The organism is Ralstonia sp. A12 (assembly GCF_000801955.1).
In the GTDB taxonomy this organism is placed as follows: domain Bacteria; phylum Pseudomonadota; class Gammaproteobacteria; order Burkholderiales; family Burkholderiaceae; genus Ralstonia.
In genome coordinates this window covers 43,162-69,735 of record NZ_JSZO01000002.1, presented here as the reverse complement: position 1 = coordinate 69,735, position 26,574 = coordinate 43,162, and the positions used below count along the sequence as shown (strand labels likewise).

24 protein-coding genes are annotated in these 26,574 nt (G+C 63.3%); 15 read left to right on the top strand and 9 right to left on the bottom strand.

Translation table 11 applies throughout. The features are described 5' to 3' along the window. Positions 1 to 35: 35 nt before the first annotated feature. The gene (locus PI87_RS04690; RefSeq protein ID WP_039596537.1) at positions 36 to 263 is read left to right on the top strand and encodes a hypothetical protein; all 228 of its coding nucleotides are present in this window, start codon (positions 36 to 38) and stop codon (positions 261 to 263) included. Positions 264 to 393: 130 nt separating this feature from the next. Then, a complete protein-coding gene (locus PI87_RS04685; RefSeq protein ID WP_039596536.1) occupies positions 394 to 687 on the top strand; it encodes a hypothetical protein in 294 nt (97 codons plus the stop codon). On the opposite strand, the gene PI87_RS04680 is transcribed toward PI87_RS04685, so the two are convergent. The 4 genes from PI87_RS04680 to PI87_RS04665 all read right to left on the bottom strand — a co-directional run bounded on the left by PI87_RS04680 (position 684) and on the right by PI87_RS04665 (position 3,777). Further along, complete coding sequence (locus PI87_RS04680; RefSeq protein WP_039596535.1) at positions 684 to 1,676, bottom strand: YihY/virulence factor BrkB family protein; 993 nt, start codon at positions 1,674 to 1,676, stop codon at positions 684 to 686. The genes PI87_RS04685 and PI87_RS04680 overlap by 4 nt on opposite strands. Positions 1,677 to 1,770: 94 nt before the next feature. Further along, positions 1,771 to 2,076, bottom strand: a complete 306-nt coding sequence (locus tag PI87_RS04675; protein ID WP_039596534.1) for a hypothetical protein — start codon at positions 2,074 to 2,076, stop codon at positions 1,771 to 1,773. A gap of 26 nt (positions 2,077 to 2,102) precedes the next feature. After that, complete coding sequence (locus PI87_RS28425) at positions 2,103 to 2,270, bottom strand: DUF1328 domain-containing protein (RefSeq protein WP_039596533.1); 168 nt, start codon at positions 2,268 to 2,270, stop codon at positions 2,103 to 2,105. Positions 2,271 to 2,373: 103 nt separating this feature from the next. Then, complete coding sequence (locus PI87_RS04665; protein ID WP_039596532.1) at positions 2,374 to 3,777, bottom strand: sigma-54-dependent transcriptional regulator; 1,404 nt, start codon at positions 3,775 to 3,777, stop codon at positions 2,374 to 2,376. A 599-nt stretch (positions 3,778 to 4,376) separates the two neighbouring features. Between PI87_RS04665 and PI87_RS04660 the strand changes: the two genes are divergently transcribed. Then, positions 4,377 to 5,507 carry a sigma-54 interaction domain-containing protein gene (locus tag PI87_RS04660; RefSeq protein ID WP_039596531.1) on the top strand — a complete coding sequence of 377 codons (1,131 nt, stop codon included), beginning with the start codon at positions 4,377 to 4,379 and terminating at the stop codon, positions 5,505 to 5,507. 209 nt (positions 5,508 to 5,716) lie between these two features. Here the strand turns inward: PI87_RS04660 and PI87_RS04655 are convergent, their stop codons facing one another. After that, entirely contained in the window at positions 5,717 to 6,052 is a 336-nt protein-coding gene (locus tag PI87_RS04655; protein ID WP_039596530.1) for a hypothetical protein, read from the bottom strand. 321 nt (positions 6,053 to 6,373) lie between these two features. On the opposite strand from PI87_RS04655, the gene PI87_RS04650 reads away from it, so the two are divergent. Further along, a complete protein-coding gene (locus tag PI87_RS04650) occupies positions 6,374 to 7,897 on the top strand; it encodes an RNA polymerase factor sigma-54 (protein WP_039596529.1) in 1,524 nt (507 codons plus the stop codon). A gap of 78 nt (positions 7,898 to 7,975) precedes the next feature. Next, positions 7,976 to 8,770: a DUF2334 domain-containing protein gene (locus PI87_RS04645; RefSeq protein WP_039596528.1), complete on the top strand. Its 795-nt coding sequence runs from the start codon at positions 7,976 to 7,978 to the stop codon at positions 8,768 to 8,770. A gap of 81 nt (positions 8,771 to 8,851) precedes the next feature. On the opposite strand, the gene PI87_RS04640 is transcribed toward PI87_RS04645, so the two are convergent. Further along, complete coding sequence (locus PI87_RS04640; RefSeq protein WP_052321432.1) at positions 8,852 to 11,203, bottom strand: hybrid sensor histidine kinase/response regulator; 2,352 nt, start codon at positions 11,201 to 11,203, stop codon at positions 8,852 to 8,854. Positions 11,204 to 11,440: 237 nt separating this feature from the next. Between PI87_RS04640 and PI87_RS04635 the strand changes: the two genes are divergently transcribed. Continuing rightward, positions 11,441 to 12,715 carry an integrase gene (locus PI87_RS04635; RefSeq protein WP_039596526.1) on the top strand — a complete coding sequence of 425 codons (1,275 nt, stop codon included), beginning with the start codon at positions 11,441 to 11,443 and terminating at the stop codon, positions 12,713 to 12,715. A 287-nt stretch (positions 12,716 to 13,002) separates the two neighbouring features. On the opposite strand, the gene PI87_RS04630 is transcribed toward PI87_RS04635, so the two are convergent. Next, entirely contained in the window at positions 13,003 to 14,307 is a 1,305-nt protein-coding gene (locus PI87_RS04630; protein WP_039596525.1) for an NCS2 family permease, read from the bottom strand. 280 nt (positions 14,308 to 14,587) lie between these two features. Here PI87_RS04630 and PI87_RS28980 point away from each other — a divergent pair, with 280 nt between their 5' ends. Both PI87_RS28980 and PI87_RS04625 read left to right on the top strand, forming a co-directional pair. After that, positions 14,588 to 14,878, top strand: a complete 291-nt coding sequence (locus PI87_RS28980) for a hypothetical protein (protein WP_157003076.1) — start codon at positions 14,588 to 14,590, stop codon at positions 14,876 to 14,878. A 995-nt stretch (positions 14,879 to 15,873) separates the two neighbouring features. After that, entirely contained in the window at positions 15,874 to 16,947 is a 1,074-nt protein-coding gene (locus tag PI87_RS04625) for a replication protein RepA (RefSeq protein ID WP_039596857.1), read from the top strand. A 78-nt stretch (positions 16,948 to 17,025) separates the two neighbouring features. On the opposite strand, the gene PI87_RS04620 is transcribed toward PI87_RS04625, so the two are convergent. Then, positions 17,026 to 17,229 carry a cold-shock protein gene (locus PI87_RS04620; protein WP_021193171.1) on the bottom strand — a complete coding sequence of 68 codons (204 nt, stop codon included), beginning with the start codon at positions 17,227 to 17,229 and terminating at the stop codon, positions 17,026 to 17,028. Positions 17,230 to 17,634: 405 nt separating this feature from the next. Between PI87_RS04620 and PI87_RS04615 the strand changes: the two genes are divergently transcribed. Both PI87_RS04615 and PI87_RS04610 read left to right on the top strand, forming a co-directional pair. Next, positions 17,635 to 18,303 carry an AAA family ATPase gene (locus PI87_RS04615; protein WP_039596524.1) on the top strand — a complete coding sequence of 223 codons (669 nt, stop codon included), beginning with the start codon at positions 17,635 to 17,637 and terminating at the stop codon, positions 18,301 to 18,303. Then, positions 18,300 to 19,307: a ParB/RepB/Spo0J family partition protein gene (locus PI87_RS04610; RefSeq protein ID WP_039596523.1), complete on the top strand. Its 1,008-nt coding sequence runs from the start codon at positions 18,300 to 18,302 to the stop codon at positions 19,305 to 19,307. Before PI87_RS04615 ends, PI87_RS04610 begins: the two co-directional genes overlap by 4 nt. 302 nt (positions 19,308 to 19,609) lie before the next feature. On the opposite strand, the gene PI87_RS29520 is transcribed toward PI87_RS04610, so the two are convergent. Beyond that, entirely contained in the window at positions 19,610 to 19,753 is a 144-nt protein-coding gene (locus PI87_RS29520) for a hypothetical protein (RefSeq protein ID WP_232313942.1), read from the bottom strand. Between the two features lie 3 nt (positions 19,754 to 19,756). Between PI87_RS29520 and PI87_RS04605 the strand changes: the two genes are divergently transcribed. The 5 genes from PI87_RS04605 to PI87_RS04585 all read left to right on the top strand — a co-directional run bounded on the left by PI87_RS04605 (position 19,757) and on the right by PI87_RS04585 (position 26,573). Beyond that, entirely contained in the window at positions 19,757 to 20,461 is a 705-nt protein-coding gene (locus PI87_RS04605) for a DNA-binding protein (protein WP_232313941.1), read from the top strand. Positions 20,462 to 20,708: 247 nt separating this feature from the next. Continuing rightward, positions 20,709 to 21,668, top strand: coding sequence for a UTP--glucose-1-phosphate uridylyltransferase GalU (gene galU, locus PI87_RS04600; protein ID WP_084209886.1), 960 nt, complete (start codon positions 20,709 to 20,711; stop codon positions 21,666 to 21,668). Between the two features lie 287 nt (positions 21,669 to 21,955). Next, positions 21,956 to 23,296 (top strand): MFS transporter, encoded by a 1,341-nt coding sequence (locus tag PI87_RS04595; protein WP_039596521.1) that lies wholly within the window; start codon positions 21,956 to 21,958, stop codon positions 23,294 to 23,296. Between the two features lie 3 nt (positions 23,297 to 23,299). Further along, the gene (locus PI87_RS04590) at positions 23,300 to 25,201 is read left to right on the top strand and encodes a sensor histidine kinase (RefSeq protein WP_039596520.1); all 1,902 of its coding nucleotides are present in this window, start codon (positions 23,300 to 23,302) and stop codon (positions 25,199 to 25,201) included. A 10-nt stretch (positions 25,202 to 25,211) separates the two neighbouring features. Next, positions 25,212 to 26,573 (top strand): sigma-54-dependent transcriptional regulator, encoded by a 1,362-nt coding sequence (locus tag PI87_RS04585; RefSeq protein WP_039596855.1) that lies wholly within the window; start codon positions 25,212 to 25,214, stop codon positions 26,571 to 26,573. Position 26,574 lies beyond the last annotated feature (1 nt).

The window sequence follows — 26,574 nt, the reverse complement described above, 5'->3', positions numbered from 1 at the left end:
ACATTGAAAGAAGGTAAGAAGTAAGGAGTCCAATCGTGCGTAGTCGAACCCCTGTCGATCCCGCAGTGCAGCGCATTCTCGAGACCACCCGCAAGGCGTGGCAACTCGACGCAGAAAGCCTGCGTGCGGCGCGTCAGCAGCGCGCCGCCAATCGCCGCAAGCGGATCAAGGCTTTGCCGCAGGACAGCCTGCGGGCACTCGCAGCACTCGCCCTGCAAGCGGAAATTCTGGCAGTGCGCAAGACCGTGGTGACGGTCGGCTAGTCGCGCAGTTTTTGTTTTCACCAGTATCCAGGGCCACGGTTGTGGCCCTTTTGTTTTGGGCCACAGCGTATTGGGGCATGGCGGTTGCTGGGCAGTACTGACCATTGCCACTGCACCGCAGGAGCCCTTCATGACAGAGCTAAACCCCAGACCACCGTCTGACGGCGCCACCGTCACTCCCCTGCACCCGCAGATCGACCACACCGCACAGCGCGTGAAAGAGGCCGCGACAGAAGGCATCGACCGGCTGGCGGGCGCGGTCTCCGGCGCGCTCACGCAATTCGACCGGCACACAGCACAACTGAAGACACTGCATGCGAACGCGTCGGAGCAGGCCAGCAGTTCCATGCGCCAGCGTCCGGCGCTGACGATCTGCCTGGCCTTTTTGGCAGGGGTGCTGCTGGAGCAGTTGACGCGGGATTAACGCCCGCTGTCGCGCGTGCCGTTGGCGGCACCGGCCGCCAGCGTCGGGTTGAGCAGCGCCGCTTGTGCGGCAGACCCCGTAGCGCCCGCCGCCCCGGTCGCCTCATGCTTGCGGCTGCCGAACAGCAGCGCGTATTGGCGTGTCACCAGCGCGCCAAAGAAGAAAATCTGCGCGGAATAGTAGATCCACAGCATCAGTGCCACCACGGACCCGGCCGCGCCGTAGGAAGACGCCACCGCGCTGCTGCCGAGATACAGCCCAATAAAGCGCTTGCCGAGCGAAAACAACATGGCGGTCACCACCGCGCCCAGAGCCACGTCGCGCCAGGCCACGCGCGTCTCGGGCAGCATCTTGAAGATGGTGCCGAACAACAGCGACACCACCGCAAACGCAAACACGGAAGACACGGCCTGCGCCACCGGTGCGAAGAAGCCTGCGCCCGCCCAGATCTCGCCCCAGAAGCGTTGGATCACCGCCAACGCGGCATTGACGATGAGCGAGACCAGCAGCAGGAAGGCCAGCACCAGGATCAGGCTGAACGACAGCAGCCGCGCGCGCAGCAGCCCCCATAGGCCGGACTGCTGACGCGGCGGGACTTCCCAGAGTTCATCGAGACTGCTCTTGAGTTCAGAGAACGCGCTGGTGGCGCCCACCACCAACAGCGCGACCGCGGTGACGGCGGCAAACAGACCGTGGCCGGAGCGCTTGGTGGCGGCCAGCACGGTCTCCACCGCAGCGGCGCCCTGATCGCCCACCAGACCTTTGATCTGCCCGAAGATCTCGCCGCGTGCGGCTTGCTCGCCAAAGAACAGCCCGGCAATCGAGATGACCAGCACCAGCACCGGTGCCATCGAGAACAGCGTGTAGAACGACAGCGCCGCGCCCTTGCTGGCCGCACGATGCACAGACCACTGCCGTGCCGCCCCAATCAGCACCTGGGCAGAACGCTTGAGCACATCGCGGTCGATGAAAAAAGCAGCCAGGCGCATGAACGGTCCTTGGTGGAGGCGGCACGGCAAGGCCCGCGCCGCCTTCGAGCGTAGTCAGCCCGCAGCATACGCGCAAGCAAGGGCAGGGGCTCGGTCAGTCGTCGTCGCTGCCCAGTAGCCGGCTGATGAGGAAGCCGGCGCCGAAGGCCAGCGCGATCGTCGCCAGCGGATGCGTGCGCATGCAATCCACCGCATCGTTCGCAAAGCGCTGCCGTGATACGCGCCACTGCTCGCGCCGGGCGGCGGCTTGATCCAGTGCATCCGCGGCTGCGCCGGCGGTGCGGTCGATGGCCTGGGCGGTGGTCGCCTTGACGCGCTCGGCCGCCTGCGCCACGTCTTCGCGGATCAGGTTGCCGTTGTCATCGGATTTGGGAAACGGGTTGGGCTGTGACGGTTCCATCGGTCTGCGCTCCTGTTATTGCACCCTCACCTGCGCCCGGCCATCAGGCCCCACAGCAGACTCACCACGAACAGCACCACGAAGATCATGAACAGGATTTTGGCAATGCCGGCCGCGCTGGCAGCAATACCACCAAACCCAAGCGCGGCCGCGATCAGGGCGATGATGAAGAAGATGACTGCATAGCGCAGCATGGCGGTCTCCTGTGCGGTGGGATACGTTTGCCGCCGCGACGGCGGATACCCCCAGCGTCAGCAAGCCGCGTACCGCGCCTGACAAATCACCTGTGTGCGCCGTTTATGCCTCGGTGGCGTGCGAACGGCCCGAACTCGAGCTGGCGCCAGCGTCGCCGTCATCGCTGTTGCCGTATTCCTCCAGCCGGTTGTAGAGCGTCTTCAGGCTGATGCCGAGCAGCTCGGCCGCACGCTTCTTCACGCCGCCACACTGCTCAAGCGTGGCCAGGATGATCTTCTTGTCGGCACTGGCCAGCGATGTACCCACCGGGATCGTCAGTGTGGAGCCGCCAGACGTGGTTTGCGTGCTCGACACCTGCAGCGGCACGTTGGCCGTGTCGATGCCCGCGTCGTCAGACAAGATGTACGCGCGCTGCACATAGTTGCGCAGCTCGCGCACGTTGCCGGGCCAGTTGTAGGCGCGCAGCGTGTCCATGGCGGGTGGCAGGAAGGCCTTCTTGGTGTTGTTCTGCGCGTTGAGCTGGTCCAGGAAATGCTGTGCCAGCAAGTCAACGTCCTTGCCGCGCTCGCGCAGCGGCGGCAACTGCAGCGGGAACACATTCAAGCGGTGATACAGATCCGCCCGCAGCTTGCCGTCGGCGACAGCCTCTTCGGGGTCGCGGTTGGTGGCGGCAATCACGCGCACGTCGGAATCGATCTCGCGGTTGGTGCCCACGCGCATGAACACGCCGGTCTCCAGCACGCGCAGCAGCTTGACCTGCAGCTCGATCGGCATTTCGGTAATTTCATCGAGAAACAGCGTGCCGCCGTTGGCGCGCTCGAAGTAACCCTTGTGTTGGCGGTCGGCGCCGGTAAAGCTGCCGCGCTCGTGGCCGAACATTTCCGACTCGATCAGGTTGGGCGAAATGGCGCCGCAGTTGACGGGCAGGAAGGGCTGCTTGCGGCGCAGGCTCAGGTCGTGGATGGTCTGGGCGGCCAGTTCCTTGCCGGTGCCGGACTCGCCGATGAGCAGCACGGTCGCCTCGGTGGGCGCCACGCGGCTGACCTGGTCATACAGCGTCTGCATGGCCGGCGAGTTGCCGAGCATCTGGCCAAACAGGCCCAGCCGGCGCAGCTCGCCGCGCAGGTTGCCGATCTCAGCCTTCAGGTCACCTGGGCGCGGGATGCGCGCGAGTACGGATTTGAGCCGCTGGAAGTTAACCGGCTTAACGAGGTAGTCGGCCGCGCCCATGCGCAGCGCCTCGACGGCGGTCTCCACGCTGGCGTGGCCAGTCATGACGATGATCTCGGTGCCAGAGTGCGGCGCGATGTCTTCCATCAAATCCATGCCGTTGCCGTCGGGCAGCAGCAGATCGATCAGGATGGCGTCGGGGCTGTGACGCGTCATCTGAATGCGCGCATCGCGCAGCGAGCCGGCCTGCGCGGTAGTGAACCCTTCGGCACTCACCAGTTCACCCAGGGCGGCGCGAGCGTTGGCATCGTCTTCGACAATCAGGATATGTGGCATCTCGATTCGGTTGGATGGCCGGCGATTCGATCGGATCGCCGGCGGTCAATGCGCGGGGCAACTGCGGGCCCATCATGACGAACAGGCGACGCGACCAAGCGGCAGGTGCAAAAAGTATTCCATCGGCGACACGCGCGGCGATGGGCGCGGCGGTTGCGTGGCAAGGCCCATGTCGCCAGTGCGGAGACCGGTAACTTTTACACGTTCTCGTGCAACAAAAGACTCGGAGGCATCACTCCGGGCGGCCAGCCCGACCAAGCGGGCGTGATCTCAGCATAGGTGAGACGGCCAAGGCTTCGCCACCTATCGGCCATATGAGGCCCGAACGGACGCCGAATGAACGCCGCCCGCCGCTTGCGGGAGTGAAACCTGCGCCCCGCCAGCGTCTCGGGCCCGTTTCTTGTCAGCGTTTGGCCGACAGGATGGCCGAAACGTCAGCGCATGCCTGACATACAACGCGCTAGGGCGACCCCGATAATGGCTCAACTTTTTAACACAATGTGACGGGATGACGACGCGCCAAGCCATCGGGAGCCAGCATCGCTGAACAGGCGGCTCCGTGCCGGGACGTCCCCGTCGTGACCGACCACGAGGGAGCCATGTCCTTGAGCGAAGCCTTCGCTGACGACCGCGCAGTCACTGCCGGGCGCCTACGCTGCCCCCCGGGCCTGACCGACATCGCTGAATTCGACGATGCCGATCACGTGCCGGCTGAAACCGACACCCCTGCAAGCCAAGCCACCCCAATCGCACAAGCCATCGCGGAACCTGATTTCGGCCACCTCTACGGCCGCTCGCCGGTGATGCGCGCGCTGTACAAGCAGATCGGCAAGGTATCGAACACGCTGGCCACCGTGCTCATCATGGGCGAATCGGGCACCGGCAAGGAGCTGATCGCCAGCACCGTGCATGACATGAGTGCGCGTGCCGACCAGGCCTTCATCGCCGTGAACTGCGGCGCCATTTCGCCCAACCTGATCGAGTCCGAGCTGTTCGGCCATGAAAAGGGCAGCTTCACCGGCGCAGCGCAACGCCATATTGGCTACTTCGAACACGCCAGCGGCGGCACCATCTTCCTGGACGAGATCACCGAGATGCCGGTGGAGATGCAGGTCAAGCTGCTGCGCGTGCTGGAGACCGGCATCTTCATGCGCGTGGGCGGCACCGAGCCAATCCAGACGCGCGTGCGCATCATCGCCGCCACCAACCGCAACCTGATGGAAGCGGTGGCCGACGGCGCGTTTCGCGAAGACCTGATGTACCGCCTGGCCGTGGTGCCGCTGCACGTGCCACCGCTGCGCGAGCGCGACGACGACATCGAAGAACTGGCCCTGCATTTCCTGGCGCAGTTCAATGCAGCGCACCAGACCGACAAGGTGCTCTCGCGCGCAGCGCTCAGCGTCTTGCGCAACCACGCCTGGCCCGGCAATGTGCGCGAATTGCGCAACGCCGTGCAGCGCGGCTACATCCTCGGCGAGAAGAGCATCGAGCTGACTGCGCCGCTGACATCGCCACGCGGCCCCGCGCAACCGAGCGTCAAGGAAGGTGTGCTGAGCCTGTCGGTGGGCGTGACGCTGGCCGACGCGCAACGCACGCTGATCCTGGCCACGCTGGAGCACTTTCACGGTGACAAGCGCCAGGCGGCCAAGACGCTCGGCGTGAGCCTGAAAACACTGTACAACCGGCTCGACCTCTACCAGACCACGGCCACCGCCAGCATGGCGGCCTGATCCGGCCCGTTCTCCACGTTTCATATCGCACGCATCCACGCTGAAGCCTCAGCGCGGATGCGTGCGCGTGCGCCCGCCTGGGTGCTCATGCGGCGTACGACGTGGTGCAGGGTCGATTGCGGTGTGCCTGTATCGGCCCGCCTGCCATAGCGTCAACCATTGGACTCGCACGGCGGGCCTCCTCACGTGATGTTGGTCGGACGGGTCGGTTACTGGCTTTGCTTGGCCGCACCCGACGGCGCCATACCGGCGCCTGCTGCTGCGTCGTTGCCGCCGGCGGCCTTGCCCGAGCTTGACGTGTCACCCACACTGGCGCTGCCTGATCCACCTGACTTGCTCGAAGACTTCGCGTGATGCGATTTCTTATGCTTGGCCTTCGGCTTAGCGCCTTCAGCACTGCCATCGGCAGGCATGGCATCCGTGCCCGCCTTGGGCGCATTGGGCGGCGCATCTGCCGGAGCGGGGTTGGTCTGAGCCATGGCTGTCGTCATGCCGAGGGCCAGGATGGCGCCCGCGAGGGCGGCAGTCAGCGTGCGTGATTGCATCAGTTTCTCCTTACGTGTGACGGTGATGGAACGCGAAGCCGGCGTTCGACTGACAGCCGGCTCCCTGGCCGTGGCAGCAACCTATGTACCTGCCATGCCACCTGTTGTGATCATGCGATGGGCCCCATGTGCGGCCGCCGCGCTGTCATGTGCCGGCAACAATGCGCATATAAAAACGACATGACCATGTAGAAACGGCGTGCCAGCCACCTGCAAAGCCTTGCCGCACCTAGGTTTTCTGGCATGGCACACGCTTTGCATTGATGGGGGAGTCATGCCGGTTGCAAGACCGGCGCCCACTCACCCAAGGAGGCAAGGCGAATGGTCAAGGCCGCTCTCGAAATGCGTGCGAAGCAGCATCTCGCGCTGACGCCGCGGCTGCAGCAGTCCGTGAAGCTGTTGCAGTTGTCCGCCAACGAATTTGCGCAGGAAATGCAAGAAGCGCTCGCCAGCAACCCGTTCCTGGAAGAGGTCGAACAAGAGGCCGGCACGCAGCCCGACATGCAGCCTCAGGCCGACGGCATGGCCCGCACGGGTGAGGTGTCCGCCTCTGCTGAGCCGAACGACGCTGCCGCTGACACCACGCGCGCAGAAGAAGTGCCGCCGGAGACCACCACCAGCGCCATCGAAACCGATCCGGCCATCGCCGCATCGGAAGAGTTTCCTGCGGACTTCAGCACCTACTACAGCCACAACGGCAACCGCCACGGCGATGGTGAAGACAGCGACATCGGCGAATGGGTGCACGCCACCCCAAGCTTGCGCGAACACCTGCACGAAGAGCTGCTCAGCTATCGCTTGTCAGAGCGCGACCGTGTGCTGGCGCAGACCGTGGTTGAAGCGCTGGACGACGATGGCTACCTGCGCCAGTTGCTCTCTGAGCTGATCCCGCTGGCCCCCGTGGAACCCGTGCCCACCGAGAAGGAAATGCAGATTGCGCTGGCGCTGGTGCAGAGCATGGACCCGCCGGGCGTGGCAGCGCGTGATCTGTCCGAATGCCTGCGTCTGCAGATCGAAGCACGCCCGGCAGAGACCGAAGCCGAAGAACGCATTCAGGAGATCGCGCAGGACATCGTGCGCAGCCACCTGTCGCGTCTGGCCAAGCGCGAGTTCGTGCTGATGCGTCGCACACTCGCCTGCACCGAAGACGAACTGCGCGACGCCTGCGCCTTGATCCGCGCGTTGGATCCGCGCCCGGGGCAGCGCTTCTCGCAGGCGCACGCAGGCTACGTTGTGCCCGATGTGTTCGTCACCAAGATCAAGGGCAAGTGGATTGCCGTCACCAACCCGGCCGTTGCACCGTGCGCGCGCGTCAACAAGGTCTATGCCGAACTCTTTGCACAGACGCGCGGCCACCATCGCACGCCGCTGGCGCATCAGTTGCAGGAAGCACGCTGGCTGATCCGCAATGCGCAGCAGCGTTTTGCCACCATCCAGCGCGTGGCGGAGGCCATCGTCGCGCACCAGAAGCACTTTCTGGAATATGGCGAAGTGGCCATGAAGCCGCTGGTGCTGCGCGATGTGGCTGAAGAGTTGGGCCTGCATGAGTCGACCATCTCGCGCGCCACCGGCAACAAGTACATGGCCACGCCGCGCGGCATCTTCGAGTTCAAGCACTTCTTCTCGCGCCAGCTCGCCACCGACACGGGCGGCGCATGCTCGGCCGCCTCGGTGCGGGCGCTGCTCAAGGAGATGATCGAAGCCGAAGACGCCGATGCGCCGCTCTCCGATGTATCGCTCGCCAAGATGCTGGCCGAGCAGGGCGTGATCGTCGCGCGCCGCACGGTCGCCAAGTACCGCGGGCTGATGCGCATTGCACCGGCCGAGCTGCGGCGCCAGGTCTGATCACGCTGTCCACCCACAAGACGCCTGTGCGCAAGCCGCCGAACCACCACACGTACCCGATAGACGAGCCCATCCATCATGTCGCGCTACCTGGTCATTGCCATGCACGATGTCACGCCCGCTACCTGGCCGGCATGCATGGCCCTGCTTTCTGCGTTGGATGAGGTGTGCCCGGTACCGAAATCGCTGCTGGTCATTCCCAACTGCCACCGCGGCCCAACCGCGCGCAACAGCGAGCGCTTCTGCCGTGTGATGACCGAACGCCTGGGCGCGGGTGATGAGTTGGTACTGCACGGCTACGCACACTTGGACGACCAGCCCCCCGGCGGTTTTGTCGACCAGTTGATCCGCACCCGCTACACAGCGGGCGAAGGCGAGTTCTCGGCCATTCCGCTGTCGGCTGCGCGTGCGCGCATTGAAGCCGGCGCGGCGTGGTTTGCCGCGAACGGCTGGCCGCTGCACGGCTTTGTCGCACCGGCATGGCTGATGAACGCGGCGACGTGGCAGGCGCTGGATGGGCTCCCGCTACGCTACACGACCACGCTGCGGCGCTTCTACCTGTTGCACCCAACGCGCGCGCTGAAGGCGCCCTGCCTGACCTACAGCGTGCAGTCCAACACGCGCCGGCTGATGTCGCGCTACTACCTGCGCTGGCTGGCGCAGCGGCATGCCAACACGCCGCTGCTGCGCCTGGCCCTGCATCCGGCGGATGCGGCTCATCAAGATGTCATCCGCCACTGGCAGGACCTGCTGGCCGCCTGCCTGGAAACACGCACGCCGGTCACCAAGAACGGCTTCGCGCAGGTGTTTGCGCAGACGGTGATGGGCGGGCCGGAAACCGCCGTCGCCGGTCGCCCGCTGACGTCGTACTAGAACAGCCACGCCGTTCAGCTTCTACGGCCAGTTTGTTGGCACTGCGGTGTGACGCTTGTGCGGAGCGAATGCGTCCACCGCCTACAACCGCGCCAGCACGCGCAGCGCACGCACCAGATCGTGCGGCGATACCGGCTTGACCAGGTGCTCATGGAAACCGCTCGCCAGTGCGCGCACGCGATCATCCGGCTGCGCAAATGCGGTCAGGGCGATGGCCTCGATCGGTGCTGTGCCGACGGGCAAGCGTTGGCGCTCCCACCAGCGGACCTTCTGCAGGATCACATAACCATCTTCATCGGGCAGCGCGATGTCGCACACCATGACCTGCGGGCGCGCCGATGGCCCCCAGGCATCGAGCTGCAGGATGGCTTCCTGACCGGAGCCGACACTGCCGACGTCCGCTCCAACCTGCGTCAGCAACGTCGCCAGCGCATCGCGTGCGTCTTGTTGATCATCGATGAGCAGCACGCGCAAACCGGTCAGCGAAGGCAGTGGCCCATCGCGTGCGGGGTCTTCTGCCAGCGGCGCGGTCAACTCGGCGCCGGCGTGCAACGGCAGGTAGACGGTGAACGTCGCACCCCGATGTTCGCCATCACTGTGCGCATGCAGACGGCCGCCATGCAGTTCGGTCAAACGCTTGACCAGCGCAAGCCCGAGTCCCAGACCGCCGGTGTGCCGCGTGTGCGAGTCATCTGCCTGGCGAAACGGGTCAAACAGATACGGCACGAAGGCCGGCGCGATGCCACGGCCGTTGTCGCGCACCACGATGCGAGCCACTTCGCCCACCAGGTCTGTCGATAGCCAGACGTCACCACCTTCCGGGGTGAACTTGATGGCATTGGTCAGCAGGTTCCAGACGATCTGCTGGATGCGATCGGCATCACCATCGATCTCGTGCGCCTGCAGCGCAGAGGAGGTGTGCAGCGTGATGTGGCGATCGGCGGCCAATGTGCGCACGCTGTTGAGCGCACTCTCCAGCGCGTGGCGCAACGTAAAGGGTTCACGCGTCAGGCGCAGCTTGCCGCTCATCACCCGCGTGGCGTCGAGCAGGTCTTCGATCAACCGTACCTGCTGCTCCACACCGGCCTTGATACCGGCCAGCGCCCGTTGCATCAACGGCGCGCCACCCGAGATCTGGTTCTCAAGCACGTAGGCCCAGTTCTGTATGCCGTTGAGCGGCGAGCGCAACTCGTGCGACACCACCGCCAGGAACTGATCGCGCGCCAGCGCGGCGGCTTCTGCCTGGGCACGCGCGGCTTGCTCACGCAGCAGCAGCGCATTGCGCTCGCGCTCGGCCTCGGTGCGCTCGGTCACGTCATAGACGATCAGCAGTGCTGCCTCCATCTCGCCCAAGCGGTCGGCTTCGGGAATCACGCGTGCGTTGTAGTGCGTGATGCACGCGCGCTCCGCGTTGGCTTCCAGATGCAGCGTCAAGGTCTGCTCGGTGCCGGTCTCGAATGCCAGGCGTGTTGCCTCGTCCAGCGGCTTCGCCACGCTGGCCGGCAACGGCGACTCGGCCAACGTCTGACCGGTCATGTCGGCTGGCGTCACGCCAAAGGCTTCGGTCACGGCGCGGTTCACATAGACGCAGCGCAACTCACGATCAAGCCGCGCAATCACGTCCGGCGAGTTCTCGACCAGCGTGACGAACTCGCGCTGATGGCGAAAGCGTTCACGCTCGACTTCCTTGCGCTCGGTAATGTCCTCCACCACACACACCAGTGCCTGCACGCTGCCGTCCGGTCCGTGCTGCGGCGTGTAGGCGGCGTGCACAAAGCGGCGGCCGATATCGCGCGGGTACTCCAGCTCCATCTCGAAATCGACACGGCGGCCGGCAAAACCCTCAGCCAGTTGGGCCTGCACGCGCGCGTAGGCCCTGTCCCCCATCAGCTCGCGCAGATGGCGCCCCAGCACGTCGTCCACCTGCAACCCGAAGCGTTGCGCATACGCATGGTTGGCAAAGCGCACGCAGTGCGCGATGTCGATCTGCACCAGCGGAAACGGCACGCTCTCGGTCAGCCATTGCAACTGGAATTCGGATTCAGTGAGCGCGGCCAGTGCCTGCTGGCGCTGCGTCACGTCTTCGAGCAGGCCCACGGCATGGGGCGGTGCGCCTTGGGTACGCGGCATCAGGTCGCCGCGCTCGCGAACACGGTGCTCGACATGATCCGCACCAATCCAGCGGTACTCGAGCGTAAAACCCTGCCCACGCGCCAGGCCACTCCAGGCCGCGCGCAGCGCCGCATGATCCCCCGGGTGAACATGCGCCAGCCAGTGCTCGCGCGCACCGCACAAGATGTCGGGCCGTACGCCCCAGCTTTGCGCGGCGGCGCTCACGTGCAGGCGTGTTCCTGTCAGTGGATCGTCAACCCAGAACACGTCGAGATGCCGGCTGCCCTCAGGCGCAGGCGGTACAGGCTGTGTGTCGTGCATCGTTGCCGGCAGGTTGACTGCAGATTCGCTCATCCCATCCCCCAGGGCCGGCCATGCATGTGCCGGCGCATGAACGCCATGCCCTCACGTAGCAGATTTCGTTCCCGAGGGAGGCACGAACGAAACGTGCTCACGCCTGTTCAATCCACATTCCGGCGATGCACGCGCCGCTGTGTGCAATCGCGTCTCGCTATACTTGCGCGATCCAAACCGCCCTCGTACACCACGCGTTCCAGCATGTCCGAACCGCGCCCGGCAGACGCCGCGCCCCTTCCCGATAACGCCGCCTCGCAGGCGGATCTGCAAGCGCTCGTGCAAGATCGCGAACGTGTGCAGGCATGGCTCGACGCACGCGCAACGGGCGCGCGCGCGGTGGGTGCGTCCACGCTGTCGCAATACCGAGTGGAAGCAGAACGCGTGTGCTGGTATGCGCGCACGTTCGGCAAGCCAATCGCCAGCTGGTTGCGTGACGACGCCGTCGCGTATCTGCGCTTTTTGCAGGAACCACCCACGTGGGCAATCAGCGCGCGCGGCATCGAACGTGACGCCGTCGACTGGACACCGCTGCGCGGCCCGCTCTCGGCGCGCTCCACGCGCCAGAGCAGCGTGATCGCCGCCAACCTGTGCGGCTGGCTGCAGCGCACCGGCTATCTGCGCACGAACCCGTTTCTCGACGACGACGCAATCGTCATCACCGTACCGGCGCCGAGCACCGCATCGTCCGCACTCTCATCACCGCCAGCGATGGCTGCCGAATCCGATGCCTCGCTGAGCGCCGCCGACATGGCACTGCTGGTAGATGCCGTGCGCGCACGCGTGGCGTTGGGTCGTGAAGCGCGCCTGCGCCAGGCACGCGATCGCTTCCTCGCCGAGTTGCTAGCGCACGCTGGCCTGCGCGTATCGGAACTCGTGAGCGCGCGTATGGGTGATGTCACCTTGCACGCCGTACCCGCTGCGCAGGCGGCATCCGATGGCGCGCTGCCGGCGTCGGTCTGGCTGTTGACGGTCGGCAGCGGACGCGCGCAGCGCTGGTTGCCATGCGATGCGTTGATGGTCACGTTGCGCGAGTATCGTGCGGCATTCGGTCTCTCGCCGCTGCCGTTGCCCGACGAACCCACGCCACTGCTGCTGTCGATTCGCAAGCGCTCGCCGCGGCGCGCTGACGGCAGCATCATCGATTCCCCCGCCCTGCGCCGCGATTTTGGCGAACGCAAGGGCATCGCCTCGCGCTCGCAACTGCTGCAGATCGTCAAAGCCATGCTGGACGAAGCCGCAGACTACGCGCGCGCCGCCGGCCAGATCGATGCGGCGGCACGCCTGGCGAATGCGTCGCTACGCGGCGTACGTGGCGCGCACCTGCGCGAGCGGCTTGCCGCCGGAGAGGCTGCCGCCGACGTAGCCCACGCACTCGGCCTGGCAGCGTTGCCGACTGCCGCCGCGCGCGCACGCGAAGCCAATCTGGCCGCCAGCATTGCCGAAGCGGCACGCAAACTGGCCGCCCCGTCGGCCTGACATTCCTCCACATATCACGCAGAAACGGGTACGCATGACAGGCGTTTGCCGTGTTCGGCCGGATCGTTGAAACCGATTGTCGGCGCGATTCTCGCAACAGTTGTCGCTCACATCGTCCGCAGAAATGGGTACGCTCGGCCGCACGATCGTCCACAAGAGCCCGCAGAAACGGGTACGCTCATGCTCAAAATCGCACGCAGAAATGGGTACGCTTTTGGCACGCGGGCATAGAAAACGCGGACTCGAAGGTCCGCGTTTTTTGATTGCCGGTCAGCGATACTGGGTGTTCAGTGCCCGCCCGAAAGATAGAAGAAGCGGAACAGGAACACCGCCGAGATGATCCATACGATGATCGGCACCTCGCGCATGCGACCCGTGAACAGCTTCAGGCCGGAGTACGTGATGAAGCCAAAGGCGACGCCGTTGGCGATCGAGTACGTGAACGGCATCATCAGCGCGGTCAGCACGGCTGGCACGGCTTCGGTGGTGTCTTCCCAGTTCAGATCCACCAACTCGCGCAGCATCAGGCAAGACACGTACAGCAGTGCGGGCGCAGTCGCATAGGCGGGCACCACGCCAGCCAGCGGCGAGAAGAACAGGCATAGCAGGAAGAGCACAGCCACTGTCAGCGCGGTCAGGCCCGTGCGGCCGCCGGCCTGCACGCCCGAAGCGCTTTCGATATACGCCGTCGTGGACGACGTGCCCAGCAGCGAGCCCGCCATGATGGCCGTGCTGTCGGCCAGCAGCGCCTTGTTCAGGCGGTCCATCTTGCCTTGCTTGAGTAGGCCCGCGCGGTTGGCCACGCCCATCAGCGTGCCGGTCGCGTCAAACAGCTCCACCAGGAAGAACACCAGCACCACGTTCAGAATGCCCACCGACAGCGCGCCCATGATGTCGAGCTGCAGAAGCGTCGGCGCCAGCGAGGGCGGCATCGACACCACGCCGTGGAAGGTGTTGCCGGCAAAGAAGAAGCTCGCCGCCGTCACGGCCAGAATGCCGATCAGGATCGCGCCCTTCACGCGCAGGTGGTCCAGCGCCACGATCAGGAAGAAGCCGATCACCGCCAGAATGACCGAGGGCTGATGCACATCGCCCAGCGTCACCAGCGTCGCCGGGTTGCCGACGATCAGCCCCGCGCCGCGCAGCGACACGATCCCCAGGAACAGCCCGATGCCCGCCGTGATCGCCACGCGGATCGAATGCGGAATCCCGTTGACGATCATCTCGCGGATGCGGAACACGCTCACCAGCAGGAACAGACAGCCGGAGATGAACACCGCGCCCAGCGCCGCCTGCCATGGAAAGCCCATGCCCTTGACCACGGCGTACGCAAAGTACGCATTCAGGCCCATCCCCGGCGCCATGGCAATCGGGTAGTTGGCATACATCCCCATGATGATCGTGCCGATCGCCGCAGCGATACAGGTGGCAACAAACACGGCGTCGTGCGGCATGCCCGCATCGGCCAGGATGTTCGGGTTGACGAAGATGATGTACGCCATCGTGAGAAACGTCGTCAGACCAGCCAGCACTTCCGTGCGGACGTCGGTCTGGTGTTCCTCGAGCTTGAAGGTGCGCGCGAGCCAGGTCATGCGGGTTGTCTCCTCTTGTTGTGAAGTGTCATCGCTGGCCAGCCCAGGGTAGGGCAGGGTCCCCCCGATGCACGCCCACCACGGGGCGAGGCTACTCTGAACAAGATTCCAACGCGCCAAAGCAGGCCGATCGAAATACTGTGCATTCAGACGAAATGATGGAGAACGCGCCGGCCAAGTGCTAGCTGGCCGGCGCGAGGGATGCGCATGATGCCCGAAACACAGGCCGTCTGCACGCGTCCTTCCACGCGTGTCCGTCTACCCGAACACGGCCCGCCGTATGGCAGAAACCGTACCCATTTCTGCGAAATCGCAATGTGATGCGATCTGGCTGGCGATTGGTGTACCCGTTTCTGCGTGCCAGTTCGCAGAAACAGGTACGCCTTGCGCTGAGAAAACCTCTCGCCTCGCGAAAATTGAGGTGATGATGACCAGGCGTACCCATTTCTGCGTGAATCTCAATGCCCAGGCGTACCCGTTTCTGCGGCAAGACGCATCCGCAGTTGCGGACGATGCGAACCCGTTTCTGCGTAAATCCGAAAGAAGTGGCGTACCTGTTTCTGCGGCGTAGCCCATTCTCCGATGCAGGCAGGTCGTACCCGTTTCTGCGGAGATCTCGCGGGCTGGGCGTACCTATTTCTGCGGAAGGGGGAGTTCCTCCACAGCATGAGAAAGCGAACCCGTTTCTGCGTTCCTGTCCGCAGAAACGGGTTCGCCTACCGTGCTGTCGTGCAAGCCAAGCCGTTGGCGAATAAGGTTTTTTGCCCGCAGAAACAGGTACGGTCGCGCAGGACGATGCCTGCTCAGCCGGCCTGCATCCGTGCGGGCACGTTCAAGTTTCAGCGATGAAAGTTCTGCTTCTCGGCACGAATGGCAATTCGGGAGGCTGCGCATCGACACTACCGCCACCCAACGCTCCGCAGAAACAGGTACGCACGAATTCGACATAGATGACTTGAAGCGTGTGCTTGCTTCTTTGCAGATCGCTTTAATGCGGGGGCCCCAGGAGCATACGTTGTTCAACCGCGCGCAGAATTGGGTACGCATGAATGCGAGCCACTTGCCAGTTGGTACGCAGAAACAGGTACGCTTTGGGCCCGCACGCGCGAATTTTGGCTGTTTCAGCCGCAGAAACGGGTACGCGTCGCCTGAGACAGCGCAAATTTCGACCGTCCCCATCGATTTTCTGTGGATAACACTGTGGACAACCCCATGTTGTCCCCGCAGAAACGGGAACGGGCTTTGCGCAGAAGCGGGTACGGTTTCGCGCAGAAGCGGGTACGCCAACACGCAGAATCAGGTTCGCCCCTTCGCAGAATCGGGTACAAAATCACCCCCTAAACCCAGTGCTGACAAGGCTTTGCGGGGCGCGTATACGGTTTACCTGTAGTAAACGTAGAAGGTATAGATAACTTGTAGTGAGGAAAGGTCTTCCGTGGACAACCCTTCAGGTTGCCCACCGATGCCCTTCCCGCAACAACGAGTGAAAATCAGAGAACGTACCCAATTCTGCGTGACAAGCCGAAGGCGTTTTAGTACAAAGGCTCTGAACAAATCTTGCGCACCATGGTCACCAAACGCCTTACACCCAACGGGAAGCCGGACGACACTTCGCCCAGCCGCATCATCGTCCCCTCGGGAGGGCAAGTCATTGCCGCACCGGAGAAGTTCCAACGCCTGTTCGATGAAGCCCAGGCGATGGAACGCGAAGACGCTTGGCAAAGCGGTGAGGTCGGTTTCCTCAGCCGCGCCAGCGTTCAGGTCACCCTCCCCTACCGGGCGCCCAAAGGATCGCCACCGGTCTGGACGCGCTCCAGCGGCAACATCTCGCTGATGATTCAGCCCGGGTACTTCACGCAGCAACGCTCGGAGCGGGCCACCAATGGCCGGCAGCGCATCGTCTCGGAGACCGTATCCTTCGGCTATCCCTATGGCTCATATCCGCGGCTGATGCTGGCCTGGATAGGCAAGGAGATCATGGCCAAGAAGAAGCGCGGCGAGTTCCAAGGGACAGTGGAAGACCGGCGTATTTCGCTCGGCAACTCGTTGTCCGAGTTCATGTACAACCTCGGCATTCCGATGGCCACGGGGGGCAAACGGGGCACCATGACGCTTGTTCGCCAGCAGATGATCCGTCTGTTCTCGGCGACCATTGCCATCGTGCAGAACAAGTCGGCGCCCACCCAAAATCAGAATCAGGAACCGCTATCGATCGACCGCATCGGCTATCTGCTGGCTGATCAACTGTCGACCTGGTGGGATCCGATGCAGCCAGGCCAGGGCTCGATGTTCGAGAGCTTCGTGGTGCTGTCCGAGCCGTTCTTCAACGAGCTTGTGAATCGCCCTGTGCCGGTGGATATGCGGGCGTTGAAAGCGCTTAAGCAATCGCCGTTTGCGCTCGACGTGTATTCGTGGCTCACCTATCGCTTCTTTACGATCCAGAAGCGCACGGAGATCCCGTGGGAAGCCCTGCAGATGCAGTTTGGTACCGAGACGGAGAGCGAGCGGAAATTCCGTGCGCTGTTCCGTAAGGCCTTGAAGGACGTGCTGGTGGTCTATCCGGACGCCAAGGTGGACGCGGATTCGTCGAAATCGCTGATCCTGCAGCCGTCACGTACCAGTGTGCGAAAGCTGGCCTGAAGCAAAATTTGCTGCGGGCAAAAAGAAAGGGGAGCCGAAGCTCCCCTTTTTTCATCTCAGGCGGTCAGCCCGAAATGCTTATTCCGGCTTGATCGCCGAGGCTTGCAGACCCTTCGGGCCTTGCTTCACCTCAAACGAGACCTTCTGGCCGTCCTTCAGGGTCTTGAAGCCCGAACCCTGAATTTCGGAGAAGTGCGCAAACAGATCTGCGCCGCCGCCGTCCGGAGTGATGAAGCCGAAGCCTTTGGTTTCGTTAAACCATTTGACAGTACCCGAGGCCATGCAAAAATTCCTTTAAAAAAACAAAAAATACAAGTCATCCAGCCGATCCGGACATCGCACGAAGAGTCCGGCTGATTCCGAATCCTGCGTAGACAAAGTCTTCAGACGACTGTCTAAGCATCATAACCAGTTTGGGGCACAGTGTCGATGGTCGGCATTTTTTTGCAATGTCGCTTTTCTGCACACTGGTAAACACCTAGGAAGCACGCAGATGCCGGGCTGAACGCGTGAGGTTATGCGCTAAAGGCCGCATTTACATCTCAATTTAGCTGAATTGAAGGTCGTCTGTGCATGCGGGCCCTCATATTCCAATTTGTATAAATTGAATTTTATTGATCTTGTGTTTTTACGTCCTCTTCCCTAAGATGAGCGCTACTGACTTTCAGCGCTGAAAGTGGAGGACCAGTGAGCGCCAAGATCGTAACGGTATTCAATCAGAAGGGCGGATGCGGCAAGACCACGGTCAGCATGCACATCGCCGGAACTCTCGGCTTGCGAGGTAGTAAGACACTGCTGGTCGATATGGATGAGCAAGGGACGGCGACCCGCTGGGCTGCACAGGCCTCAGACGACAAGCCTTTCCCTGCCTCTGTCATTGGGCTGGCGCCCTCAGGCGGCGCAATGCATCGAGAGGTACGCAAGTTTGTGGGGGACTACGACTACATCGTGGTGGATTGTCCGCCTGCGGTGCATTCTCCCTCCTCGTCGAGCGCGTTGCTGATTTCCGACATTGCCTTGATTCCAGTTGTGCCTTCGCCACCCGATCTTTGGGCTGCGGTGGCTGCAAAGGCGCTCGCCCAGCAAGCACAGGTGACCAACGAGACGCTGCGGATTCGCGTGCTGGCCAATATGGTTCAGCGACGTGTATCACTCGCCAAACAAGCAATCGAAATTCTTGGTGATGATGGCGATATTCCGTTGATGGATTCCATGATCGGTTCGCGATCCGCATTCCGTGAATGCCAGGCAATCGGTGCCACGGTGCACGGCGTGCAGGGCGCGCGGGAAGCGGTCAATGAAGTCGACATCATGGTCGACGAGGTGTTGCAGTTGCTGCAGGAGGAACGCGTATGAGCGCGAAGTTGAAATCGCTCAAGGATGGGATGTTGGCGGGCATTGCGGCGGAGAAGACCAAAGCTGCGCCAGTTGACAGGTTTGCGCTGGCTGAGCAGGCCATCACCTCGCATCCGCGAGGCCTGCTCGGGCAGCCTGCGGCTCCCGCTTTCAGCGCTGAAAGTCCTGCCCCCGCGAACACTTCCGAGCGCCGCGTCATCAAAGTTCCGTTGGATCGCCTGCAGGAAAATCCGCTTAACGCCCGGCGTATCTATGATCCGCAGATCGTGCAGGAACGAGCAGCTTCGATTGCCACGCACGGACAGCAAACGCCCGGCTTGGCTGCACCCGATCCCGCTAGACCGGGCTGGTATGTCCTGATCGACGGTCACTACCGCAAGCGTGCCTTGGCCGCAGCGGGCAAGGCTGAGATGGACTGCTTCGTTGAAGACGGTCTGTCTGACATTGATTTCTATCGTTTGTCGTTCGTGCTGAACGAGCAGCGCTCGGGTCAGTCTGTGCTCGACAATGCGATTGCCTGGCGCCAGTTGCTGGACGAAGGAAAAGTAAAAAAAGAAGAAGATATTTGCGAGATTACCGGTGTGTCAGCCGGTACGGTGAATAAGACCCTGGCGCTGCTGAAGCTGCCGGAAACCGTGCTGGATGTCATGAAAGAGCGCCCGGCGGGGATCGGGATCGCGACGGGCTACGAACTAACGCTGTACTTCAAGAGCGCCGGAGAGGAACGCACACGTGAACTCGTCCATCGGGTGCTGGAAGAAGGTTTGTCGAGCCGGGATGTTGAGCAGATCCGAAAAGTGGCCCAGGAGGGGCGTACCCGAAAGGTCAAGGAAGTCAGTCGTCAGTACAAGATTCGCAGCAGTGAAGGTGATCTTCTCGGCACAATCAAGGAGTGGGATTCCGGCCGCGTCATGCTGGATGTGAAGCTGGCAGATCGAGCTGCTCGTGAATCCCTGGTGGAAGCGCTGAAAAGCCGCTTTGGCCTAGATATCGCATTGCTGTAACCGCCTCCTCGGATCATCGAAAGCGCCCTCAGGGGCGCTTTTTTTTTCCCCAATTCGCCAGGTTCTGGAGCCTCCAGGGGGCCGAGCGTACCCATTTCTGCGTGCGGAAATGCAGTCTGCGCGGCTAGCCAGGCGACGGACCATTCACCGACGAAAGCGCTGCCAGAAACGTATTTTGAGGTGCCTGTGTCGCATGCTGGCCGTGAAAACGCGTCTGCAACTTCATATCATCTCAATAAAAATAATGATTGATTTAATGATTAGATTGATGTTTTTAACCCTTAATGTACACTATATGAACATCAAGAACGTCCACCATGGCTAGACCCGGTCTTCATTTCTCCACCGAACAGCAGCAGCGAATCGTTGATGCGGTCCAGCGGCTGGACGTCGCTTTCCCGCATGACAACGCGGTCTTCCTTGATGAAGTGATTGAGGCGGTCCACGTTGTGACGCGTCGCGTTTATGGCGCGCGCCGGTATACGCAGTGGTTGGCACAAGCCGGTGTGCAGCGCCGGCCCAGCAACACGACGCTGCAGAAGGCGGTGGATCGTGCGCGGGGGCGGGGTGATGTGTCTGGCGGTCCTGCGGCGGATGCGGTGGAGCCTTGGCCGATCCCGTGGGCGCTCGCAGAAACGGGTACGCTTTTGGCGCCAGCCGGCCGTTCAGCCCGTGAAGAACGAGACCGGGTGGCCTCACGCGCCATCGGCGCGCCCGGTGCTGGCGCGGAGTGGATGGAGGCACGCATCCGTGCCGAAGTGGCAGAACGGGCGCTGGAGCACGAAGCGGCGCGCAACCGGCAACTTCAGGCGGCAATGGCCGATCTGGAGCGCCGCCTTGGGGAGGCGCTGGCCACAGCACCTACCACCCCGCCCAAGCTGACTGACACAACGCTTGAGCGCCTGGAGCAGACCTTCGAGACCGTCACGCGCCTGGAAGGCGCCGCCAGCGCGTTAGCCGGCACCGAGCGTTTCCTGCGACTGCAGAACGATGCCGTGCGCCAGCAGACGCAGAGCGAGGCCGACCAATTGCGCCAACGCATCCGCGCGCTGGAAGCCGAGGTCACACAACTGCGTACCCAGATCGACGCCTACCGCCGTACGCCGGAGCGGGCCGCGCCGGTCGTGCGCGGCTGGGTCAAACCTTCCTCCTGACGCGCCGTTGGCGTGTACTTACTGGCCCACGGTGCCCCGAGCGAGCGTTGAAGCGTACGCAGAATTGGGTACGCTTTTCGACTTTCGGCGCTGAAAGTTGGCTCGGCGGACTTGCAATCGGTTGTAGGAAAGACCTGCCGCAAGGCAGCGCGAACATTGCCGCGCTGCGCTCACCCCGCTCCACCAAAGGGCTGAGCGGTAGGCATATGACTTGCTCATGACGCTACGTCTCACCGATGGAGTTGTCATGAACGAGAAGATCACCAAGGCCGTGTTTCCCGTGGCGGGGCTCGGTACGCGCTTTTTGCCCGCCACCAAGGCCAGCCCGAAAGAGATGTTGCCGATCGTCGATAAGCCGCTGATTCAATATGCGGTGGAAGAGGCGGCCGCTGCGGGCATTACGGAGATGATCTTCATCACTGGGCGCGCCAAGCGCGCGATTGAAGACCACTTTGACAAGGCGTATGAGCTGGAATCGGAGTTGGCGGCCAAGAACAAGCACGCACTGTTGGAGATGGTGCAGTCGATCAAGCCGCCAGGCGTGGAGTGCTTCTATGTGCGCCAGCCTGAAACGCTGGGCCTAGGCCACGCGGTGCTGTGTGCGCAGAAATTGGTACGCGATGAGCCTTTTGCGGTGATCCTGGCGGACGATCTGTTGGACCACCAACCCCCCGTCATGCAGCAGATGACCGAGTTGTACGACCACTACCGCTGCTCGATCGTCGGTGTCGAGACGATTGCGCCGGAAGCCTCGCGTTCGTACGGCGTGGTGGCCGGTCGCGAATGGGACGATCGTCTGATCAAGCTCGACGGCATCGTCGAGAAGCCCGCACCGAAGGATGCGCCGTCCAACCTGGGCGTGGTCGGCCGCTACATCCTGACGCCGCGCATCTTCGATCATCTGCGCAACCTGACGCCAGGTGCCGGCGGCGAGCTGCAGTTGACCGACGCTATCCAGAGTCTGCTGGCGGAAGAACAGATCCTGGCCTATCGCTATCGTGGCCAGCGCTTCGATTGCGGCAGCAAATTTGGCTACCTGCAGGCGACCGTTGAATTTGCGCTGCGCCATCCAGAAGTGCGTGCTGACTTTGAGGCGTACCTAGCCAAGCGCATGGGTCTGCTACCCACACAGGAGATGGTGGACGTGGTGGTGAGCGAGGTGGACCCACTGGTTCATGACACCATCCCGCTGGGCGTGGCTGCCTGACTTGTCTTGACGATTGCCCCAGGTCGGCCGTGCGGGTTTTCGCACAGAATGCGCGGCTGATTCTGGAAAACCGCACACTTCCACCGCGTGCCTCTGATCAGGTGATCTCCCGCAAAGCCTTGTATCAACGGCATTTGCGGAGGACTGCCGCGTCCGCGTTCTACATGGAATGCTTCTTGAGTAAGAGCGACCACCCATAAACCGGCGGGCCGCTCGCACGTCGCGCACCTCTGTATGTGCCGACGTGTCACGGGCAAAGACCGCCGCCAACGCTCCAAGGAGACACCATGACTCAGCCCCAGGCTGGCGCGGTCACGGGCGAATTCACGCCCGCCCAAGCCCCCGTCAAAGACACCCCCGCAGACGTCCGTCGCCGTCTGCGCTCGATCTTCTCCGGCTCTGTCGGCAACCTGGTTGAGTGGTACGACTGGTACGTGTACTCGGCGTTTGCGCTGTACTTTGCCAAGTCGTTCTTCCCCAAGGGCGACCAGACTGCGCAGTTGCTGAATACCGCTGCGGTGTTCGCCGTCGGCTTTCTTGCACGCCCGGTGGGCGGCTGGCTGATGGGCATCTATGCCGACCGCTATGGCCGCAAACGCGCGCTGTTCTTCTCGGTGGTGTTGATGTGCCTGGGCTCGCTCATCATTGCGCTCACGCCGAGCTACGCAACCATCGGCGTTGCGGCACCGGTGCTGCTGGTGCTGGCGCGTCTGCTGCAGGGCCTGTCGGTTGGCGGGGAGTACGGCACGTCGGCCACGTACCTGAGCGAGGTCGCCAACAAGGAAAACCGCGGCTTCTTCTCCAGCTTCCAATACGTCACGCTCATCGCCGGGCAATTGGTGGCGCTGGCATTGCTGATCGTGCTGCAGCAGTTTGTGCTGACGCATGAGCAGCTGGAGGCCTGGGGCTGGCGCATTCCGTTCTTCATCGGCGCGCTGTGTGCGCTAATTGCGATGCGCATGCGCTCGCACATGGAAGAAACGCAATCCTTTACCGCCGCGAAAGAGAACAAGAAGCGCGGCACGCTGGCCGAACTCGCCAAGCACCCGCGTGCGGTGGCTACCGTGGTGGGCCTGACGCTGGGCGGTACGGTCGCGTTCTACACGTACTCGATCTACATGCAGAAGTTCCTGGTCAACACGGTGGGCCTGTCGAAGGACCAGGCTACGCTGGTGTCCGGCGCCACGCTGTTGTTGTTTGCCATCTTGCAGCCGATCGTGGGCGGGTTGTCCGACCGCATCGGCCGTCGCCCGATCCTGATTGCGTTTGGCGTGCTGGGTACGCTGTTTACGGTGCCCATCTTGACCGGCATCAGCCAGACCACCAACGTGTGGACGGCCTTCTTCCTCATCATGGCCGCGCTGGTGATCGTCTCGGGTTACACGTCGATCAACGCGGTGGTGAAGGCCGAGCTGTTCCCCGCGGAAGTGCGTGCACTGGGCGTGGGCCTGCCGTATGCACTCACGGTGTCGATCTTTGGCGGCACGGCCGAGTACATCGCGCTGTGGCTCAAGCAGATTGGCCATGAGTCGTTGTTCTACTGGTATGTGACGGGCACGATCGCCGTGTCGCTGTTGGTGTACGTGTTCATGCGCGATACTCGCGAGCATTCCCGTATCGAACACTGATCCATGCACCCATCCGACGGTCATGCTGACCTTGCCCACCCCGTACGCGGGCGTGGCTGGCGGCTGGCCGTTGCGCTGGCCATGGCCGCGTGCTGCGTGGCGGCAGGGTGGGGTGCCTATTCCATCGCCCTGCAGCGCTACGTTGCCACGCGCGCTGAAGAAGCCGGCCAACGCACCACCTTCTATGCGCAGAACCTGCGCAGCACGCTGGCGCGCTATGAATCCTTGCCACGGCTGGCGGCGCTTGAACACGTGCTGCACGTTGCGCTGCTGGAAGGCCCGCAGGCGGGGGACGCCACCATGCGTCGCGCTGCCAATGCCTATCTGAAAGAAGTCCAGGCAGCCACCGATCTGGCTGCCGCTCACCTGATCAATACGACGGGCCTCACGATCGCGGCCAGCAACTGGGATCTGCCGACCTCCTTCGTCGGTCAGAACTACGCGTTCCGCCCCTACTTTGCCGAGGCCATGCGCGAGGGCCTGGGTCGCTTCTACGGCGTGGGCAACACGACGGGCGAGACCGGCTACTTTGTCGCGGCCCCCGTACGCGAAGGTGCCAAGCCGATCGGCGTGGTGGTCGTGAAGGTGAATCTGGACGCCTTCGAGGCATCACTCTCGCGCAGCGGCGATACGGTGCTGCTGGTGGATCGCCATGGCGTGATCTTTCTGTCTTCCGTACCCGAGTGGAAGTACCGCACGCTCGGCACGCTGAGCCCCGAACAGCAAACCGCTCTTGATGCGACGCGCCAGTACGCGCCGCATACCCTGACGCCACTCGACTCCCAAGCTGGGGGCGTACCCTTTTCTGCGGACCAACCGCCCCAGACTGTGCGCGTCGCGCTGCCCGGGAAATCGGTGTCGACACTGCGTGTGCAGTACCGGCCCGTGGGCCTGCTTGGCTGGCAGGTCGCCGTGCTGATCGACCCGCGCGACGAGCAGCGCACCGCCCTGGTAGCCGGTGCCAGCGCCGCGTTTGCGATGGCATTGGTCTTTTCCGTGTTTGTCGCGCTGCGCCTGCGTACTCGCCGACGCGAAGAACAACGCCGTGCACGCGCCGCCTTGCGTGAAGTCCAGCGCGACCTGGAAGCACGCATCGCTCAGCGCACCGCTGAACTGACAACCGCCAACACCGCACTCGCCGGCAAGGTCGAGGCGCTCGACGCTGCGCAGCGCATCCTGCGCGAAACGCGCGATGCCGCGGTGCAGGCAGGCAAGCTCGCCGTGCTCGGCCAGATGGCAGCGGGCATCACGCATGAACTCAATCAACCGCTCACCGCGCTGACTACGCTGTCCGACAACGCCAACCAGCTCGCCGAGCGCGGCCGCATCGACGAGGTGCGTGGCAACCTCACGCACATCAGCCAGCTCGCCGAGCGCATGGGCCGCATCGTGTCGCACATCAAGGCGTTCTCGCGCAAGGGCGATGCGGCACGTGCGACGGTTTCGGTGGACGAGGCCATCCGCCAGGCGCTGATGCTGGTGGAAACGCGCCGCCGTCAGGTGGGCGTGACGGTGCAGGCACCACCGGTGCCGGCGGACCTCGCGGTCTGGGCCAACGCCGTGCGCCTGGAGCAGGTGCTCGTCAACCTGATCCGCAATGCCATTGATGCGACGGCCGAGGCTGCACAACCGGAATCTGCCGCCGTGCACGTGCGTGTCGAAACTACGCAGAAATGGGTACGCATCACCGTGCGCGACTTCGGCCCAGGCATCCCAGCCGATGTGCTGCCGCGTTTGTTCGAGCCGTTCTTTACGACCAAGGACGATGGCTTGGGTCTCGGGCTCGGGCTGGCGATTTCGCTGGCCATCATTGAAGATTTCGGCGGGCGGCTTGAAGGCCGCAATGCTGAAGACGGCGCGGGCGGCGCAGAATTCGTCATCGAGCTGGAACGCGCTGGCCCCTGAGTTTGAACCCATGTCTGAACCCATTTCTTCTGACCTGTCTTCCCCCATCGACCACGCGCCCGTCTTCCTGATCGAAGACGACGACGTGGTGCGCCTGGGCTGCGAGCAAGCGCTCACGCTGGCGGAAGTGCCGGTGCAGTCCTTTGCCGATGCGGAGAGCGCGCTGGCCGCGCTCGTCACACAAACGCCCGCGGTAGTCGTGACCGATGTGCGCCTGCCCGGCCGCGATGGACTGGCTGTACTGCGCGAGATGCTGCAACACGACCGCCAGTTGCCCGTCATCCTCATCACCGGCCATGGCGATGTGACGATGGCTGTGGCCGCCATGCGTGCCGGCGCGTACGACTTCATGGAGAAGCCGTTTCACTCCGAGCGTTTGGTTGACGTGGTACGGCGCGCGCTGGAAAAGCGCAGGCTCACTTCTGAAAACCTGCGCCTGCGCGAGGCGTTGCAGGGCCGGCAGGCGTACCCATTGATCGGCCAGAGCGCCGCCATGCAGAACGTGCGCCGGCTCGTCACCGCGCTGGCGCCGACGGATGCCGACATCCTCGTCACCGGTGAGACCGGCTCGGGCAAGGAAGTGCTCGCGCGCGCCATCCACGAGGGCAGCCGGCGGCGCGGGCCGTTCGTGGCGCTCAATTGCGCGGCGCTGCCAGAGTCCGTGTTCGAGAGCGAGATGTTTGGCCACGAGTCCGGCGCGTTTACCGGTGCCAACCGCCGCCGCATCGGCAAGATGGAATACGCCAACGGCGGCACGCTGTTTCTCGACGAGATCGAATCGATGCCGCTGGCCTTGCAGGCCAAGCTGCTGCGCGCGCTGCAAGAGCGCAGCATCGAGCGGCTTGGCAGCAACGCGAGCGTGCCGGTCGATTGCCGCGTCGTGGCCGCCGCCAAGGTGGATTTGAAGGAAGCGTCAGACCGCAATGCGTTTCGCGCGGACTTGTACTACCGCCTGAACGTTGTGTCGATTGCGCTGCCACCGCTGCGTCAGCGTGCAGAAGACATCCCGCTGTTGATGGCCCACTTTCTGCAGCAGGCCGGCCTGCGCTACGACCGCGCCGCGCCGGACTGGTCCGCGCAGGACATGATGCGCTGGCAGCACCACGACTGGCCCGGCAACGTACGCGAGCTGAAGAACGTGGCCGAACGCTTCTGTCTCGGTCTTGACGATGGTCTGGTGGCTTCTGAAGCGAGCCAGCACTCACTGGCCGGCCGCATGATGGCGGTGGAGCGCACCACCATTGAAGAAGCGCTGCGCGCCACCGAGGGCAACGTCGCACGCGCGGCCGATCTGCTGGCCGTGCCGCGCAAGACGCTGTACGACAAGCTCAACCGGCACGGCATCGAGCCAGACCGATTCCGAACCAACTGAT